Source organism: Candidatus Eremiobacterota bacterium (assembly GCA_031082125.1).
Classification (GTDB): Bacteria; Vulcanimicrobiota; CADAWZ01; order CADAWZ01; family Ess09-12; genus Ess09-12.
In genome coordinates, this window is the sequence record JAVHLM010000001.1 from 47,430 (window position 1) to 64,835 (window position 17,406).

At 54.6% G+C, this 17,406-nt stretch carries 16 protein-coding genes; 10 read left to right on the plus strand and 6 right to left on the minus strand.

The genetic code is table 11. From position 1 onward, the window contains the following. Positions 1–41 precede the first annotated feature (41 nt). Positions 42–1,196, plus strand: coding sequence for an aminotransferase class V-fold PLP-dependent enzyme (locus RDV48_00175; GenBank protein ID MDQ7821183.1), 1,155 nt, complete (start codon positions 42–44; stop codon positions 1,194–1,196). Between the two features lie 3 nt (positions 1,197–1,199). On the opposite strand, the gene RDV48_00180 is transcribed toward RDV48_00175, so the two are convergent. Continuing rightward, positions 1,200–2,057 (minus strand): carbon-nitrogen hydrolase family protein, encoded by an 858-nt coding sequence (locus RDV48_00180; GenBank protein MDQ7821184.1) that lies wholly within the window; start codon positions 2,055–2,057, stop codon positions 1,200–1,202. A 178-nt stretch (positions 2,058–2,235) separates the two neighbouring features. Between RDV48_00180 and RDV48_00185 the strand changes: the two genes are divergently transcribed. The 4 genes from RDV48_00185 (at position 2,236) to RDV48_00200 (ending at position 4,696) form a co-directional block, all read left to right on the plus strand. After that, a complete protein-coding gene (locus tag RDV48_00185) occupies positions 2,236–3,237 on the plus strand; it encodes a GNAT family N-acetyltransferase (protein MDQ7821185.1) in 1,002 nt (333 codons plus the stop codon). Positions 3,238–3,367: 130 nt separating this feature from the next. Further along, a complete protein-coding gene (locus tag RDV48_00190) occupies positions 3,368–3,562 on the plus strand; it encodes a hypothetical protein (protein MDQ7821186.1) in 195 nt (64 codons plus the stop codon). Positions 3,563–3,689: 127 nt separating this feature from the next. Next, complete coding sequence (locus RDV48_00195) at positions 3,690–4,265, plus strand: hypothetical protein (protein ID MDQ7821187.1); 576 nt, start codon at positions 3,690–3,692, stop codon at positions 4,263–4,265. 11 nt (positions 4,266–4,276) lie between these two features. Then, positions 4,277–4,696 (plus strand): OsmC family protein, encoded by a 420-nt coding sequence (locus RDV48_00200; GenBank protein MDQ7821188.1) that lies wholly within the window; start codon positions 4,277–4,279, stop codon positions 4,694–4,696. Between the two features lies 1 nt (position 4,697). Here the strand turns inward: RDV48_00200 and RDV48_00205 are convergent, their stop codons facing one another. Further along, positions 4,698–5,753, minus strand: coding sequence for a radical SAM protein (locus RDV48_00205; GenBank protein ID MDQ7821189.1), 1,056 nt, complete (start codon positions 5,751–5,753; stop codon positions 4,698–4,700). A gap of 122 nt (positions 5,754–5,875) precedes the next feature. On the opposite strand from RDV48_00205, the gene RDV48_00210 reads away from it, so the two are divergent. The 3 genes from RDV48_00210 (at position 5,876) to RDV48_00220 (ending at position 10,226) form a co-directional block, all read left to right on the plus strand. After that, complete coding sequence (locus RDV48_00210) at positions 5,876–7,162, plus strand: MFS transporter (protein ID MDQ7821190.1); 1,287 nt, start codon at positions 5,876–5,878, stop codon at positions 7,160–7,162. 92 nt (positions 7,163–7,254) lie between these two features. Then, a complete protein-coding gene (gene ettA, locus RDV48_00215; protein MDQ7821191.1) occupies positions 7,255–8,940 on the plus strand; it encodes an energy-dependent translational throttle protein EttA in 1,686 nt (561 codons plus the stop codon). A 38-nt stretch (positions 8,941–8,978) separates the two neighbouring features. Further along, positions 8,979–10,226: a VWA domain-containing protein gene (locus RDV48_00220; GenBank protein ID MDQ7821192.1), complete on the plus strand. Its 1,248-nt coding sequence runs from the start codon at positions 8,979–8,981 to the stop codon at positions 10,224–10,226. 40 nt (positions 10,227–10,266) lie between these two features. On the opposite strand, the gene RDV48_00225 is transcribed toward RDV48_00220, so the two are convergent. Both RDV48_00225 and RDV48_00230 read right to left on the minus strand, forming a co-directional pair. After that, positions 10,267–10,503 carry a hypothetical protein gene (locus tag RDV48_00225; GenBank protein MDQ7821193.1) on the minus strand — a complete coding sequence of 79 codons (237 nt, stop codon included), beginning with the start codon at positions 10,501–10,503 and terminating at the stop codon, positions 10,267–10,269. An 85-nt stretch (positions 10,504–10,588) separates the two neighbouring features. Further along, positions 10,589–12,580, minus strand: a complete 1,992-nt coding sequence (locus RDV48_00230) for a methyltransferase domain-containing protein (protein ID MDQ7821194.1) — start codon at positions 12,578–12,580, stop codon at positions 10,589–10,591. 380 nt (positions 12,581–12,960) lie between these two features. Between RDV48_00230 and RDV48_00235 the strand changes: the two genes are divergently transcribed. Then, entirely contained in the window at positions 12,961–14,793 is a 1,833-nt protein-coding gene (locus tag RDV48_00235) for a C10 family peptidase (GenBank protein ID MDQ7821195.1), read from the plus strand. On the opposite strand, the gene RDV48_00240 is transcribed toward RDV48_00235, so the two are convergent. Next, positions 14,783–15,136, minus strand: coding sequence for a hypothetical protein (locus RDV48_00240; protein MDQ7821196.1), 354 nt, complete (start codon positions 15,134–15,136; stop codon positions 14,783–14,785). The two genes, RDV48_00235 and RDV48_00240, sit on opposite strands and share 11 nt — an antisense overlap. A gap of 100 nt (positions 15,137–15,236) precedes the next feature. Between RDV48_00240 and RDV48_00245 the strand changes: the two genes are divergently transcribed. After that, positions 15,237–15,506 (plus strand): hypothetical protein, encoded by a 270-nt coding sequence (locus tag RDV48_00245; protein MDQ7821197.1) that lies wholly within the window; start codon positions 15,237–15,239, stop codon positions 15,504–15,506. Positions 15,507–15,528: 22 nt separating this feature from the next. Here the strand turns inward: RDV48_00245 and RDV48_00250 are convergent, their stop codons facing one another. After that, positions 15,529–17,403 carry a tetratricopeptide repeat protein gene (locus RDV48_00250; GenBank protein MDQ7821198.1) on the minus strand — a complete coding sequence of 625 codons (1,875 nt, stop codon included), beginning with the start codon at positions 17,401–17,403 and terminating at the stop codon, positions 15,529–15,531. Between the last annotated feature and the right edge of the window lie 3 nt (positions 17,404–17,406).

Sequence of the window (17,406 nt, forward strand, 5' to 3'; positions counted from 1 at the left end):
TATGCTATAATCTAGATCAGGATTTCCAGGGAGCACTCACCATGGCCGTCAATGAAATCGCCCTCATCAGCAGGATCAGGAAGCTTTTCCCCGTGGCAGGGAAAAGCCTCTATCTCAACCATGCCGCCGTTTCCCCCTATTCCACAAGAGTGGCGAAGGAAATGAAGAATTTTATCAGGGCGCGGACCTTCAGCGACAACGTGGACCTTTACCCGTCACTGATGGAAAAGGTGGAAGCAGCACGCTTGCAGATAGCGCAGCTCATCGGGGCGCCTCCCGACCTGGTTGCCCTTGTGAAAAATACCTCGGAAGGCCTTAACATACTGGCAGAGAGCCTCCCTCTCAAAGCCGGTGACAGGGTCCTCCTCTTTGAAAGGGAATTTCCCGCCAATATCTATCCCTTTCTTAACCTGAAGCGCCGGGGTATTGAAATTGACTTTGCAAGGGAAAAAGGGAACTGCTTCACCATCGAGGAGGTGGAAAGGGCACTCACTCCCCGCACGCGCCTCCTTTCAGTAAGCCATGTGGAATTCCTCACTGGCTTCAGGCACGACCTTGCCGCCATGGGCAGGCTCCTGAGGGAGAGGGGCATCGTCTTCTGCGTGGATGCCATTCAGAGCGCCGGTGCCGTGCCGATAAATGTGGAGAAGATGCACATTGACTTCATTTCCTGCGGCGGCCAGAAGTGGCTTATGGGCCCTATGGGGACGGGATTCATTTACATGAGCGCCCCCCTTCTCGAGGGGCTTGATCCTGTTTTTGCCGGGTGGCTTGCCGTTGAGAACTCATGGGACTTTTTCGGCTACCAGCTCAAGTGGCTTCCCTCGGCCCGGCGCTACGAGGGGGGAACGCAGAATTTCATCGGCGCCCTGGGCCTGCTCCGATCCGTGGAGCTTCTGAACAGCGTGGGAGAAGAGCTGAGGGAGAAGAGGATTCTTGAAAACACGGGGAGGCTCATTTCCGGCCTCAAGGAGCGGGGCATTGAGGTCATCACCCCGGAGGAACTTCACAGGAGAGCCGGTATAGTCACTTTCCGCGTCGAAAAACCTGAGCACATTTTCCAGGAGCTCACAAAACACAAAGTGTACATTGCACTCCGCGAGGGCCTGCTTCGAGTCTCGCCCCATTTCTACAATACGCTCGAGGAGATGGACCGCTTCATTGAATCACTTGACTGCTGCCTCGCCTCCCTTTAGCCCTCAGTAAAAGCGGCGCTGCTCGCTGGCATCCGAGGCCCCCTCGTAGATCTTCCTGCGCATATGGCGGAGAAGGGGAAGCTCCCGTCTCACCTTGTAAACGCGCTCAATATCTATCTCACAGATCACGAGAGTCTCTTCCGCCCCTGCCTCCGTGAGGACCGATCCCCAGGGGTCAACGGCCATTGAGTGGCCGTAATACTTATAGGATGACTTTCCTCCTGCCGCGGGAGAGGCAGCCAGCACATAGACCTGGTTGTCCACGGCCCTCGCCCTCATAAGGATCTCCCAGTGGGCAGGCCCCGTAGTGCTGTTGAAGGCTGCAGGGAAGACAAGGATCTCGGCGCCTCTCATCACCATCGCTCTCGAAAACTCGGGAAAGCGCACATCATAGCATATGGCCACGCCGAGGGTGGCGAAATCGGTGCGCACCACGGTGATCTCATTTCCCGCGCTGATGGTGTCTGATTCCTTGAAGGTGATGCCCCCTTTTATGTCCACGTCAAAGAGGTGGACCTTCCTGTGCCTCCCAAGGAGCATTCCCCTCTCGTCAAAGATGAAACTGGCGTTATAGAGGCTCCCTTTGCCGTCTGTCTCGGGGATGGACCCTCCCACAAGGACTACCCTTTCATCTGAAGCGGCGCCGGAGAGCGCTTCCAGCGTCTCACCGCCGGGGTAGCTCTCGGCAAAAGAGTGGAAAAGCTCGGGCTCGAGGGGACAGTTGAACAGCTCGGGAAGCACCACCAGGGAGCATCCCTCTTCTGCGGCCTCCCTCACCATATGAATGGCCTTGCTGATATTTGCCTGCTTTTCGCCGGCTATCCTGATCTGGCATAACCCGATTTTCAGGGGACTCCCCATGGTTCCTCCTTGCTGCTCCATTGTCTTATGCTATAGATTTGAGAAAAACCTTGAAAGACCTTCAGGGATATTCTCCCTCAAGGGTGAAAAAGGGAAAGAATCGGCCAGGAAAGAAACCTTGTCAAGAGATGACCGGCCCTCTGCGCCACAGCGGTCACAGGGAAGGAGCATTGCACAAATGGCCGACCACAGGGAAGAGATCACCGTAAGGGATGCCGTTGCAGGCGACCTGGAAGCAATCATCTCCCTTTACTGCAGAAAGGAGTACTTCCCCTCACCGGTAAGGGCCCATGCCGAAGAGGAGCACAGGGCTTATGCGGTGAGAATGATGAGGGAGCGGGGACATTTCCTTGGCAATGATCCCGATCTCAGGGTCTTCATGGCCATTTCAGGGGGAGAGCCCGCAGGCTATCTCATGGTGCTGCTGAACCTTGTTGAGACAATCACAGGAGAGCGGCAGGCCCTGCTCTACGATTATGCCTTCTCTGATGCCGGAAGAGGCCGTGATATGATGGAGCTTCTCTACGGCAGGGCCCTGGAGGTGATAAAAGAGCGGGGTGTTCCCTATGCCATCGTTGAGGTTGCCCCTGCCGACAGGAAAGGCCTGGAGCTCTTCGAGTCCATGGGCTTCAGGATGGAAATGCACCGGATCATCAAGAAAGCGGAGCGCCTTGTCATCACGGTGCCCGATCCCGACCCCTTCGTGGTACGAAAGGCCGTGCAGGGCGACCTTATGTTCGTCATACTTCTCAACCAGAGCTGCGGCTCCTTCACAATTCCCCCCGGCCGGGACATGCCCCGCGGCGAGATCATGGTCCGCTACATGAAGGCTTACATGGAGCTGAAACTCGATGAGAATGACCTCTTTACCGCCTTCATCATAGAGGACAGGGCCGCGGAAAAGCCCATAGGCTATCTGATGTACAAGCTGAATGCCTGCGACTCAATGACGGGAGACCGGATAGGCTATATCTACGACCTGGCCATCGACCCCGCCTACTGGGGAAAGAGGGCCACCCAGAGAATCATGCGGGAAGGCGAGCGCTCACTGGCAGAAAGGGATATCACCTACCTCGTGGGAGATATTTCCCATGACAACCAGAGGGCTCTCAAGACCGCCGTAAAGAGCCTGCATTTCACCGAGGAAAGCGTCAGGTGGGCCGCCAGGGTCCCCATGTGAACATGCTGGAATAAAAAGTTTACAAAAAAGTGCTTATTTTTACAAAATAGCAATAAAGAGGTCTTTACCGGGAGAGAAATCCATGTGATAATGAAAGTAAAGCAGAATGACTACAAGGAGGTCAATTATCATGGGATCAATAGGCGGAATTGGCGGCGGTGGCGGCGGCGGCGGCCCCATGGAGATGCTTAAAGGTATCGGCGAGATGCTTATGAAACCGATAGAGAAACTGAAGAACATGATGGGCGGCGGCGGACAGGGCGGCGGCTCAGGGATGCTCTCGGGCCTCACCGACATGCTCAAGGGCGGTGGAGGAGGACTTTAAAGGAAATACTCCCTCAGGTGCTGAATACAAACCCCGGGTACCCCGGGGTTTGTTTTTTATATGAGCAGTCCTGCGACTCCCGGGGAATTACAGGATTGCCAGATTTTTCAAAGAGAGAGGTGGCACTATGGCGGAAGAGGAACAGGGCTCCTTCTGGGACAAGATAAAGAATATCAGGGAAATTACGTGCAAGGCCTGCGGCCACAAGAATCCCCAGGACCACACAATGTGCGAGGAGTGCGGCAAGAAGCTTCCTCTCGATGATGACGCCCTCGCCATCAATGCCGTGGCGGGCGAGGTCCGCACCCCGGGGAAAATGGGAAAAATCCCCATTGAAGAGGCAAAGACCCTCAATGTGCTGAGGGACATCTGCGAGAAGATACAGTCAGGCACCATTCCTCTCGAGGAATTCAAGAAAACCCATGCCAAGATTCAGAATATCGCCTCAATCGGTGTGGCCCTCTGGGACACCGAGGCCGGCAAGCACCTCGTGGGGAAGCTTGAAGGCGAGGAAAAGGAGCTTGCTGACAAGCAGCACCAGGAGTTCAGGAACTTCAATGAAGGCGTCGCGAGGATAGGGAACTACCTCAAGTCCAATGACCTCAAGGATGTCGCCGAAGGCTTCAAAATGGCCGAAAAAGCCATGGTCACGCTGGACCAGATCCAGGACAGGCAGCTGGAGATTGTCAATTCCAAGTCATAGGGGAGGAGCTCATGGCCGTCGAGGTGGATATCTTTTACGAGGGCGACCTTCACTGCAGGGCCGTCCATCTTCCTTCAGGGTCATCTTTTATGACCGACGCCCCGGTGGACAATGGAGGCAAGGGAGAGCTCTTCTCTCCCACCGATCTGGTAGGCACTGCCCTTGGCTCATGCATCCTCACCATTATGGGCCTTGTTGCCCAGCGCAACAGCCTGGACATAAGGGGAGCGAAGGTCCATGTGAAAAAGGAGATGGCTGCAGCGCCCGTAAGGCGTATAGGCTCTCTCCATGCCACGGTGACAATCCCCCGCGGATCAGCCCTTTCGCCTGCAGCGCGTACAAAGCTGGAGCAGACGGCAAAGGCATGCCCTGTAAGGCAGAGCCTCCACCCCGACGTGGAGCTTCACATTGACATTGTGTATGCCGATTGATTCAGGACAGGCTTTCGGAAGCTTTCCCAATGCGGGCGGCCAGGCTTTGATGGCTTAACTCATCATAAAAAAAACGGGGATAGAGCTCGGCGCCCCGGTATCCCCCGTTATACAGGTGGATTCTCAGGTCAATACAGAGGTGGCATGCCGAGACATATCCGCCCGCTATGGGCTCATACCCCTGTGAGAGCCCATGACGGTAAAGCCCCTCAAGCCCCTCCCTCACAATAAGCTCCAGCACCGGGTAGAGAGCAAGGTCGATGCCTTCACCGTAAAGCTTTTCAAGCTGGAAGGCAGCACCCTCTCCAAGGGAAAGCCCCGCACAGAATCCCGGGAGGTAGGCCCCCCTGTAATCCACATGCACATGGACTGGCGACTTGAGGGCTTCGCCGCAGGGATGCCGGAAAAAATGCTCCGCCCTGAAAGTGGGCAGGTACCGGGCAAAAAAGTAGGCTGCCCTCCCTGAAGGATGAAGGTAAATGAGGGACTCAAGCTGCAGGCGGATCTCCTGCGGCGAAAAGGCGCCGAAGTACTCCTCAAGCGGCACGGGGCGTTCTGGATCGACACGCCGGAGGAACGGGAAATAGCCGGGATGCCAGGGGAAAATCCCCTCGTATCCGAAAACCTTGATGATGGAGTGAAAGATCCTCTCCACCTCGTGAGCGCTTATAAACTCATTGTGAAAGGGGCTTATGCTCAGCAGCAGCATGGGGATGCCCATGGCCTTAAGCCTTTGAAGCCTTCCTTCGGTGTCAATCCTCAACGGGAAGCCATTGGTCTCGAGATACTCGAGGACAAGCCTTGTCTTGTTGAGAGCTTTCACGGCATATTCAACCATATGCTCATTCAGAAGGGGCTCACCGCCCCCGATGTGCACCCCCGCCTCTCCCAGGGCAAGGGATGCCTCTGATATTATAGTGGAAAGGGCTTCATTGCTGATCTCATCTTCTCTCTGGGGTGACGAGCAATAAAGGCAGTGCCGGCAGGAAAACGGGCAGCGGTAAGTAGTGATAAGGCCGATGGTATCAGCCCGGTAAGGCTTAAAAAAGAAAGCCATCTTTACGCTCCATATTGTGTTTTTTAAACACCATCATCTGCGCGTGATTTAACATTCTTTTAACATGTGATGGTGCTCAAGGCTCTTTACAAAATTTTTTATTTTACTATAATAGGTTCGTCATGGGAAATATAGTGCCTCTCGTGAAAAACTGGATACTGTTCAGAAACAGGACCCTCTTCATCTTCTGGGTGGGGCAGCTCACGTCGCGCATCGGCTCCTTCATAAGCTACGTGGCCCTCCTGCTCCTGGTAAGGGAGCTCACGGGAAAGAACACGACGATGGCAATCACGGGGATCTGCCAGGCCCTCCCGGGCCTCATCGTGGGCCTGTGGGCGGGAGCCATCACCGACCGCGTCGGCAAGGTGCGGATCATGATCCTCACCGACGTGCTCAGGGGCCTTGGCTGCTTCATCATCCCTCTCTGCATATATTTTCACTGCCTCCAGGCCTGGCACCTCTACCTCGTGGCGGTCCTCATCTCCCTTGGCACGGCATTTTTCCAGCCTGCCGAGATGGCCATCATACCGGACTTCGTGAAGCGCGAGGATCTCAACAGCGCCAACGCCGTAGCAAGAACAACCATACAGATTGGCGGCATCATAGGCCCGGCTCTTGGCGCTCTCCTTATCACGCAGTGGGGCGCCTGGACCGCCTTCATCGCCGACGGCATCACCTTTTTCATCTCGGCCTTCTGCATCATGCTCATGAGAGTGAGTCAGGAGAAGGAAAAATGCGAATCCTCTGATAACCTCATGGAGGACGTAAAGGAAGGTATCAAGCTCATATGGCAGAACTCGCCCCTCAAGGCCATTCTGCTCTGCTGCATCGCCGTCAATTTCACTTACTATCCCCTTCCCATACTTCTTCCTGAGATCTCCGAGCGGAAGTTCCTGGATCTCACCTTCTTCAACAAGACTCAGATCTTCGGGGCTTTCATCATGACCCTCACGGCAGGAAAGCTCCTTGCATCAATCATGATAAATTCTTTCAACCGGTTCAGGCACTTGAAATTCTTTCTTTACTATTCAAATATTGCAATTGCCCTCGCGGTGCTCACCGTCGGCGTGAGCAGGTTTCTCTCCCTCTCTTTCCTCGCAATGGCCGCCATCGGCTTCTGCGGCACCATCACCGAGGTCCGTATCGTGTCCTATATCCAGTCAAGCTTCCCCGAAAACATCCTGGGCAGGATCTTCGGCATTATCCTCACGGTGGCTTTCGGCACCATTCCCCTTTCCATCTTCGCGGGGGGATGGATTGCCGACATCGTGGGATCGGCCTGGGTTCTTCTGGGCCTTGGCGCAGGGCTTGTCTTTACCTCGCTTGTCATTTACTTCACAGGGATGCTCGAGGGGAAGAACGACGTGGTCTCGGACAGCACCACGCTGGTCTTCGTCAACAAGTACTAGTCCCCACATTACCGGCAGATGCCCTGGAGGAGAGAGGGAAAGGGCAAAGAATCTCTTATGGAGCAGGCCTTTTCGAGGAAGGAGCACGACTAATGAGCAACGAGCCCTATAAAGTCATATTCTCAATGGTGAGAGTGAACAAGTTCTACGACAAGAAGCCCGTCATAAGGGACATTTCTCTTTCCTTTTTCTACGGCGCCAAGATAGGGGTGCTGGGCCTCAACGGGGCCGGCAAGAGCACCCTGCTGCGAATCATCGCCGGCGTCGATACCGAGTATAACGGCGAAGTGACCTTTTCGCCGGGATATTCGGTGGGATTCCTCCCCCAGGAGCCCGGGCTTGACGACTCCCTCACTATCCGCCAGGTCGTCGAGGAGGGCCTCAAGGAAACTGCCGATGCCGTGAAAGAGTATGAGCGGATAAGTGATCGCCTGGGCGAAGACATAAGTGACGACGAGATGAACAGCCTCATTGAAAAGCAGGGCCAGCTCCAGGAGAAAATAGAAGCCCTCGACGGGTGGAACCTGGATTCTCGCCTGGAGCAGGCCATGGATGCCCTGGGCTGCCCCCCCGGCGACACACCCGTAAAAGTCCTCTCGGGCGGAGAGCGCAGGCGCGTGGCCCTCTGCAGGCTCCTGCTCACAAAACCCGACATTCTGCTTCTTGACGAGCCTACAAACCACCTTGACGCCGAGTCAGTGGGCTGGCTTGAGCGCCACCTGCAGGAATACGAGGGCACCATCATTGCCGTCACCCATGACCGCTATTTCCTGGACAACGTGGCGGGATGGATCCTGGAGCTCGACAGGGGTCACGGTATCCCATGGAAAGGGAATTACTCCTCGTGGCTTGAGCAGAAGGAGAACCGCCTTCGTGTTGAGGACAAGGCGGAGAGCGACCGGAAAAAGACCCTCCAGAGAGAGCTTGAGTGGATCAGGATGTCCCCCAGGGCCCGGCAGGCAAAATCGAGGGCCCGTATCAGCGCCTATGAAAAGCTGCTGGGAGAGGACAGTGAAAAGCGAAGCCGGGACCTGGAGATCTTTATCCCCAACGGTCCCCGCCTCGGCAACGTGGTGATTGAGTGCAGCGACGTGAGCAAGGGCTTTGATGAAAGGCTCCTCATGGAGCATGTGACCTTTTCCCTTCCCCCCGGGGGTATCATAGGAATAATTGGAGTCAACGGCGCGGGGAAAACGACTCTCTTCAAGATGTTCATGGGCATCGAAAAGCCTGACTCGGGAACCATAAGGATCGGTGAGACGGTAAAGCTTGCCTATGTTGACCAGACCCGCGATGAGCTCGAGCCGGACAAGACCATATGGGAATGCATCTCTGACGGAAAAGAATTGATTGACCTGGGGAAACAGCAGGTGAATTCAAGGGCCTATGTGGCGCGTTTCAACTTCACAGGCCAGGACCAGCAGAAAAAGGTGGGCATGCTCTCAGGCGGAGAGCGCAACAGGGTGCACCTTGCGCGGCTCCTGAAATCGGGCGCCAACGTCATCCTCCTCGATGAGCCCACTAATGACCTGGATGTGAACACTCTGAGAGCCCTTGAGGAGGCCCTGGAAAACTTCGCCGGATGCGCCGTCGTGATAAGCCATGACCGCTGGTTCCTGGACAGGGTGGCCACCCATATCCTGGCCTTCGAGGGCGACAGCCAGGCCTACTGGTTTGACGGCAACTTTTCCGATTACGAGGAAAAAAAGATTGCCCGCCTTGGGGCCGCTGCGGCGGAGCATCACCGGATCAAGTACAAGAGGCTCACGAGAAACTAGCAAGTAATGATCATTAGTCAGACGCGGGGGGGACTTCCATGGACAAGGCCTTGCTGAAAAAAATCCATTTTTCGCTGATAATTCTGATTTCAAGCCTCCTCCTTCTCCCGGCGGGCTGCGTAAAGAAGCCGGCCGGCGCTCCTGGCGGAGGGGGACCTGCCTACGAGGGATACAGCGTTCTCGTCAGGCCCTCGCCTTCACCGGCAAGCATTGCGATCGCCCCACCGACGCCTTCTCCGGGAGGCCTCACGAAGCCCACGAAATCCCCCAGTATCGTGGCGATAAGACCCTCACCGAAGCCCACCACCTTTGGAGGCGCCGTCATTTCCACCGTCACCGAGCAGACCTTCAAGACCGGGGCAAAGCACGTGGATCTGGTATTCTGCCTCGACACGAGCAGCAGCATGGAGATGCTCATTGCCCAGGCCAAGCAGAAGCTCATGGACATCGCCAGGGAGATAAAGGGCCTCAAGCAGAAGCCTACGCTCCGCATAGCGCTCCTCTCTTACGGGACACCCTCATACGGCTCCGATTCCGGCTGGGTAAGGCTTGAATCTGATTTCACCACCGATCTGGACACCATTTATGACAAGCTCGCCAACCTGCGCTGCAACGGCGGTGCCGAGTACGTGGCGAGGGTGCTCCATTATTCGATTACCGAGCTCTCGTGGAGCACCAGGAAAGAAACGCTGCGCACCATCTTTGTCGCAGGGAACGAGAGCGTGCAGCAGGATCCCTTCATCAGCATCCCCCAGGTCTGCGAGGATGCCAGGGAGAAGAAAGTGCTCATCAACACCATATACTGCGATACCGAGAGGGGACGATTCGCCGCCGAATGGGAGGAAACGGCAAAGGCCGGCCAAGGAAAATTCGTGGCCCTTGATTTCAAGGCGGGCACCCCCGTGTCGTTCCCTACGCCGATAATCCTGAGCCCCCTGAAGGTGACTTTCAATGCCACCCCTGTGGTCTCCGTCACCATTCCAAGGCTTTCAAGGAAGCCCGGCACCGTTCCCTACCCCACCCTGGAGCCTTTCAACAGGAAGCCGGTGAAGAAGGGGGCACTCGTTGCCTTTGAAGGGCAGATTATGGGTGTCATAAACAAAAACAGCCTCCTGCTCCAGGAGGCGGGCTCGGGAGGGACGCAGAACAGGTTTTTCATCACGTCACCCTCGACGAAATATACGCCTTCCTCGTGGCGGCCCGCATCGGGCGACAAGGTCCTGGTCTATTATGACCCCCAACTGCCCGACAAGGCAAAGGAGCTTGAAAAGGCAAAGGGACGGTGAAACCCGTCCCTTGAGAATCCTTTTCGCTGAGGCAGTGCTTTTAGCCCCCCATGCTCTTTTGCGTCTCCTTTGAGAGATCGACCCCGTCGCTCGCCGAGCGCTTGAAAGCCGCTGCGGTCCTTGATTCGCTTGCCTTCTGGGCCGACTCGTTGGCCACCGCAAAGCCTTCCTTGTTCGCCTTGTTGATCCCCTGCAACCCTTCAAAGCGGACTTTCCGGGCCTCCATCTCCATCTTGATGATCTGCTCTATCTCTTTTCCACCCTCTTCTTCAGCCATATGTCACCTCCGGAGAATGTATTTTCCCCTCCATTCTCTCTTTTCATTATAGGGCAGGAAAAAGCTGAAGTCAATTAACCTTTTGTTAACTGAGAGGCGAGATTAAGCTCATTTTCCATGAAAAGTTAACATTTGGTGCGCATTTCCTGAAGCTTGCAAAAAGGCAGTCCGGGTCATACTGCTTTTCTCTCCCGATAAACTCGAAGCCGCAGTCTTCGGCGAGCTGCTTCAGAGAGCGCTCATTGGGGATTATCGAATGCTCGCCCGCATAGGAAGTATTCACGCCGTCCCAGTGGGTCGATAAATTGTTCTTTCTCCACACGTCGCCATCGTAAGACTGCAGCGAGAATACCCCTGCCTCCCCGAGAAGAGCGTGAACCTGGCTGAAAATTTCCCGGGGCTCGTGGAAACGCTCGAAAACCTTGTTCATCCATACGAGGGTGAATTCCTTATCGGCTTCAAAGTGCTCAAAGGGCTGCCGGTGGAGTTTTCCCGCGAGGCGGGGGTATCTCTTTTCACTCTCCTCTATGGCGGCCCGGGAGGGATCGATCCCTTCGACTCCCCACCCCTGGCGCCGAAGCTCATCAAGCGTATGAGCCGTGCCGCAGCCCACGTCGAGCGCAAGGGCGCCGGCCTTGAAAAAATTCCTGTGGAGAATCCTGGCCACGTACCGCTGCCCGCTCTCGTTGATCCTTTCATGGTATTTGTCAAAATAGCCCAGAGTATAGAGAGGCTCCTCTGCCTCACCATCGGTGTAAATCACCGTGCAGTTAAGGCATTCGTAATAGCAGAGCCATTTTTTCCTTGAGATGAATCTCCTCCCGGTCCCCCCGCACACCGGGCAGTCCCGGCTTGCCAAGGGCTTGAAAGGCGTGGTGCCTTTCTGGAAGTCTCCCTCCATGACCTTGATGAACTCGCCGTAAAGCTCATCGGCAGTCACCTTGTCCGCGCAGAGAGAATAGCCTTCCTGGTTACGTTTTCTGCATATATCCACTCCATGCTGAAAGCACGGCCCGCAGGGTGCATCTATCTGCATGCACCTGGTTTTCTTATAATATCTCGTACTGAGATCGCCATCGGTTGAGAAGAATACCCCCAGGGAAGGCCTGTCAAAGCCTGCCGCCACGTGGAGCCCCCAGGAATCAGGGCCTATGAAGGCTTCTGCCCGGGAGATGATCGAGGCAACAGTCCTCCCTCCCACCTTTTCATTATCTATGAAGAAGAGGCCGGGAAAGCCGCTTTCGGCTCTCCGCCCCTTGCAGGGCATTCCGCATCTGCACTTGACGATGGCACTGCTGATTCCTTCAGGGAGGTCTATAAAGCTCCTTCTGCCGCACCTGCCGCACTTCACTGCCCCCCTCCGGCCCAGGCCGGTGTAGCCGAATAGAATGACCTTATGCCCTTCACCTGCCAGTCTCTTTGCAAGGTCAAACAGAGTTTCGGGCGGAAAGGTGCGGATTTTCGGGGTGGTATCATACTCAATAACTATATACTGTTCATTTTTTCTGAAACCCCACGACAAGAGAAGCTCATCGGCAGATCTTGATTCATTCAAGCGGAGAAAGATTTCAGGCCTTTTCTCGTGATCATCCAGCTCGATCCCTGCCCATCCCGCCATGAGATCGTAGATATTATTGAGCTCGCTCCCGCGGTATACTGACTCGATGCCGTCATATTTCAGCACGTCGTCGAACTCGTCCACAAAACGATAGCCTGCCTTGTTCTTCTGCACGGTGATTTTCGATATCCAGGGGTTGGCTTCAAGAAGCCCTGCTCCTTTTTTACTTGTATCCACCACCTGCATCACAACGGGATGTTGATTCGCATACGCCCGCAGCACCGGCGTAAGAAAGAGCATGTCATAAAGGGTGCCATGGTAAATATGAAGCACTTTTCTCACGGTACCCAGCTTCGCATGGCTTCTGCCCCACCATGGAGGCGTGATGTCCTTCCAGCCGCGCATGGTGAGGAAATGCCACCAGAATTGTTTCCAGACAATCATTTTTCCGTTAAATACCGTGTGGCCGTAAAGCTCCCCGTTTTCCACAGTTCCGGCCGGCGCCTTCAATAGAAACATTTTTTCTCTAACCCGTCCTTCAGCCTGAATCGGGCCTGCCCACCGGCGGTGAGACCCGGAGCGCAGTATTTCCCTTGTTCCGTAATATTTCTCTCAATAATCCTCCTTACCTTCAGCTCCTTCTTCATCAAGTCTTCACGGAGACTTCACCGTGCCTTCACAGTGAAACCTTATAATAAAACCGGGGAGCAGGGAGAAATTGAGGAGGAGCCGGTCTTATTGACATCAGAATCGCTTTCCAGGAAAGGAGGAAGGAAAAGAGGAGCATAATAGCGCACTAATACTTATTCCGGGTATGGCGGTGAGATGATTTCTGCCTCATGGCTTGCCGTCTGGTCTATGTACTTGTCTTGCATATCATCAAAAAGGAGCTTGGTTCCATGCCCACAAAGAAAATCAACGCAGTAAAAGCTTCCATGTTCGTGACTATAATGCTTCTGTGCGCCCTGTGCCTGAATTCCGGTTGCTGCAGCGGCGGCCAGAACAGCGTAGCGCCCCTTTCATGGTCGGGTTCGGGAGAAGGCACGGCGGGAGGAAACGTCGTCAAGGGCGCAGTCGTTGACTGCGACTCCCTCGAACCCCTCAGTAACGCGAGCGTCTCCATAGGCACCCTGAAGACCACCACGGATGCCCAGGGGAACTATACCCTCACAGGGGTTCCCGCGGGACAGCAGACTATAGAGGCGACATGCAGGGAATACAGTGATGACCGCGAGCAGGTAATGGTGAGCGAAGGACAGGAAGCCACTCAGGACATCACCATGGAAACCGCCATAGACGATTGGCTGGAGCAGGACCAGGCATATAACTGGCAGGTTGAAGCGGTACAGGCCGATGGAACGCTTGTGCCCGGACCGGTCTGGAGCTTTTCCACCGGGGCGGCGAGGAGCGTGCGACCTCTCTCGGTACCCCAGGGAATCGACGGGGATACTGCAAGGAAAGTGGCGGAGACCTTCCTGGCCTCACACGGACCGAAATACTGCGCCATCATATCAGTGGAGCCCATTTCAGGGATTGGAGGAGTAACGCTCGCCTATGCTTTCCGGCTCAGCCCCGCGGGCTATGTCATAGTCCCTGCATGCAGCGCCGACGTGCTGCCTCCCGTGCTGGCCTATTCATTTACTTCGCCATTCTCCACGCACAGCGCTTCTTCACTTGCGCTGGTGAAAATGATCCGCTCCGACATCACATTGAGGCTCTCGGCTCTTCAGCAGAAAGCCACGATCCCCCCGTCGCTAAGCCAGAAAAACAGGGCACTCTGGGAAAGCTCCCTGTCGGGGAAATGGGCGGCAGAAACCGGGCGGGCAGTTTACGGCCCCCTCCTCACCGATCCCACCTGGGGCCAGAGGTCCCCTTACAACAAGCTCTGTCCCATGGATCCGGAAACTGAAGTCCAGTGCATTACCGGGTGCGTGGCGACTGCTTACAGCCAGGTCCTCAATTACTGGAAGGTGCCCACTGCAATCACTTTCACCGCCGCTGACAACTATACGACAAAAACCAGAGAAATTGCCATAACCGCTTCCTCGGCGAGTTTCTCGGGCCTCAACTACAACAATGGAACGCCCGACGGCGATACCAAGGCGAAGCTCTGTTTCGCCTTGGGCGTGGCTGCAAAGATGAACTACACGAGCAAAAACTCAACAGCCTACACGCTTCAGGTGGGCAAGACCATGACCAGGTTCGGCTACAATGAGCCGAAAACCATAAGCTTCGGAGTAAATGACACCCTGGATACCTCATACCTCGTCAACGATCTCAAGGCTTCAACAGGCCACCCCGTGGTGATGGCCATAAGCGAGGTCAACGACCAGGGTAATTTCTCGGGAGGGCACTGCATTGTCTGCGACGGCTATAACGACTCCACCGGGACCTTCCATCTCAACATGGGATGGAACAGCAGCCAGGACGGGTGGTACTCGCTCCCGGGCGGGATGCCCTCCGATTACACGAACGTGAAAGGGTACGTGTACAATATGACTCCGGCGTCAAAAGGCACGGCGGCTCAGAAGGCCGCCCGCGCGGTGACGCCTGAGAATCCTTACCCCGAGAACGGGGAAACCCGCGTGGCCGTCGATGACGAGCTGCTCTGGGACGAATGCGACAATGCAGTCTCATACCACTGTTATTTGTGGAAATCGGGGAGCCAGAAGCCTGCCGTCCCCACTTTCAGCAACCTTCCCTGTGGCGCGGCAAGCCCTGCTAATCTCTAGACAGGCAGGAACAGGCCCCTCTCTGGCAAAATTCATCTATGTCGATAGAATGACAAAAGGAGGCGAAAAACTTGAATACCAGCAACACAAGACCCTCGGCAGGCGCCTGCCTTATGATCTGCATCTTATGCCTGCTGCTCTTGAGTTTCGCTCTGCCTGGATGCACACAAAAAGCCGGGCCGGCCGGTGAGGGAACAGAAACCACGGCTTCTTCTTCAAGCTCCCCGTCAGGCTCCTCATCAAGCTTACCGTCAAGCTCCTCATCAAGCTCCTCATCAAGCTCCTCATCAACCGGGCCTGCAAGAACCTTTAAGATAATTCCCGGCAAGAGCTTTGGCAGCATAGCCCTGGATTCCCCGCTAAAGGATACGCAGAAAATCTGGGGCCAGGGTGAAAAGACTGCTTCGGCAGGCCCCCAGCTTTATGTCTACAGGAGTCTTGGAATGTCTCTCAGGGTAAGCGGCAGTACCATAAGATCTATACAGGTAAACAAAGATAGATACCTTGATACTGCTTATGCCACCGATAAAGGTATCCAGGTAGGCAGTCCCGCAGGAAAAGTCATCGAGCAGTATGGGAAAGATTACGAGCGCCTTGACTCAACCGACACTTCGTGCAAGTACCATCTCCATTATCAGAAACTGGGCATTCATTTCGCCGTCGGCAATGATGAAAAAGTGACCATGATTACCATCAGCGCCCCTTTAAAATAACTCTTATGGCACTTCTGCTCCTTCAATTCTGATAAATGACGGGATGAGCACCTTTTTTCGCGCCCGCCCTCTGGTTTTCCAGGGCGTTCTTTTTCATGAATGAGCAGTAATCATAGAGCTCATGCGGTGCTTCAAGGTTCTGAAGAGCGATATTCTCGTGCCTGGAAATAATGGCGGACAGGCTTCCGCACAATAAAATGGCTTTATCATAAGCTCTCATGGCCGAAGGCCAATCTCCCTGCTCATAGAATACATTTCCCATGTTGACATAGGGCTTCATGTAACCAGGCTCCCTCTCAACTGCTCTTGAGTACATTTCTACAGCCCTGTCATAATGGCCCTCCTCACGGAAGATATTGCCCATGTGATAGAAAGCCGGGGGATCATCGGGCATGAAGTAAAGCGCGAAATCCAAATGTGCCTTTTCACCCTCTTTATCATGCATGTCACGGCAAAGATTGGCAAGATTGATCCGTATCTTCACATCAAAAGGATTAATCGCCAGCGCTTTTTCAAAGCTCTCGAGAGCCTGCTTAAAGTCTCCTGCCTGATGGCAGATAATCCCCTTGTTGTTGAGAGCCGCCGTATAGCGGGGATAGTGCCCGAGCACATGGTTCCAGAGGGTCAGGCCGTCTTTATAAATCCCGCACCTCACATGGCTTGAGATGGCAAATACAACGATCACTATGACGAGGGATGAAGTGAAAAGAGCCCTGCGCATGCCTGTTTTCTGCAGATGATAAAGTGATGACAGACCTACACCCGCGATGAGGAAAATGCCCAGAGAAGGAATATAGGCATGGCGAAGGGCCAACAGCGAGGTAGCATTTAACGGCAGAATCCTCAGGTGAGGGAAGATATTCACAAGAAAGAAAACGACACCGAACAGCACGTGATGATAATGCAGGGGTGAGTGCCTCTTCAGCCTTCTCAGATAAGGAAGTATGCCCAAGACTATGACGAGGAGAATCAGCGGGGAGAGCCACGCCGCCAGAGGAAGCGCCTGAAACACTTCCGGGGAGAGCGGATAAATCTCGTGAAGATGAAAAGGCACCATGATAATCCTGAGATAGAAAAGACAGAGATAACACGCGATGAAGAAGCTCTGAAAGACAGAGAATGGATAAGGATAATGCCCACTGAGGCCTGCGGAGTTCCACAGGTGGAGCCAGGCAATCACGCCTGCGAAGACAAATCCTGAGAGGTATGGGAGCTTCAGGAGAAACTGGCGCATGCCGAATCTTCCGCAGATACAATAATCATAAAGGGCAAGCGCAAAGGGAAGCAGGGCCCCCAGGGGTTTTGCAAGAAGAGACATTATAAAAAGAAAGAGAGAGAGCAGGTAGTAAAGAACGCGGTGTTCTTTCACATAATATACATATGAGATAAAGGCAGAGAAAAAAAAGAGGGCTGAGAGAAGACCTTTTCGCTCTGATATCCAGGCCACGGACTGCACCCGGAGGGGAGAGAGGGAGAAAAGGAGGGCTGCGACAAATGCTGCGGTAAAGTCCCCGGTGATGAGCAGCACAAGTGAGAAGACCAGAAGGCTGTTCAGAATATGAAGAACGAGATTGACTGCATGGTAAGGAACGGGATTGAGCCCGAAGAGCCGGTATTCGACTGCAAATGAAAGCTGCACAAGAGGGGTGTACATATGATATTTTGTCGTGGTGAAAATGCGATTCACGCTCTGCACGGAGAGCTCCCTGATCATTGGATTCCTGGTGACATAACGGTCATCGTCCCAGTTGGTGAAGCCGCTTTGAAGGACAGGGGAAAAGGCCGCGATGTCAAGCAAGACCAGCACCGCGAGAGCAAGAAGCGCCATCCTGCCGCCGGGCTGGTTATTCTTTCTGCCTGAATCCTGGGCTGCCTGAGGCTGTGTTTCTCTCACCATAAG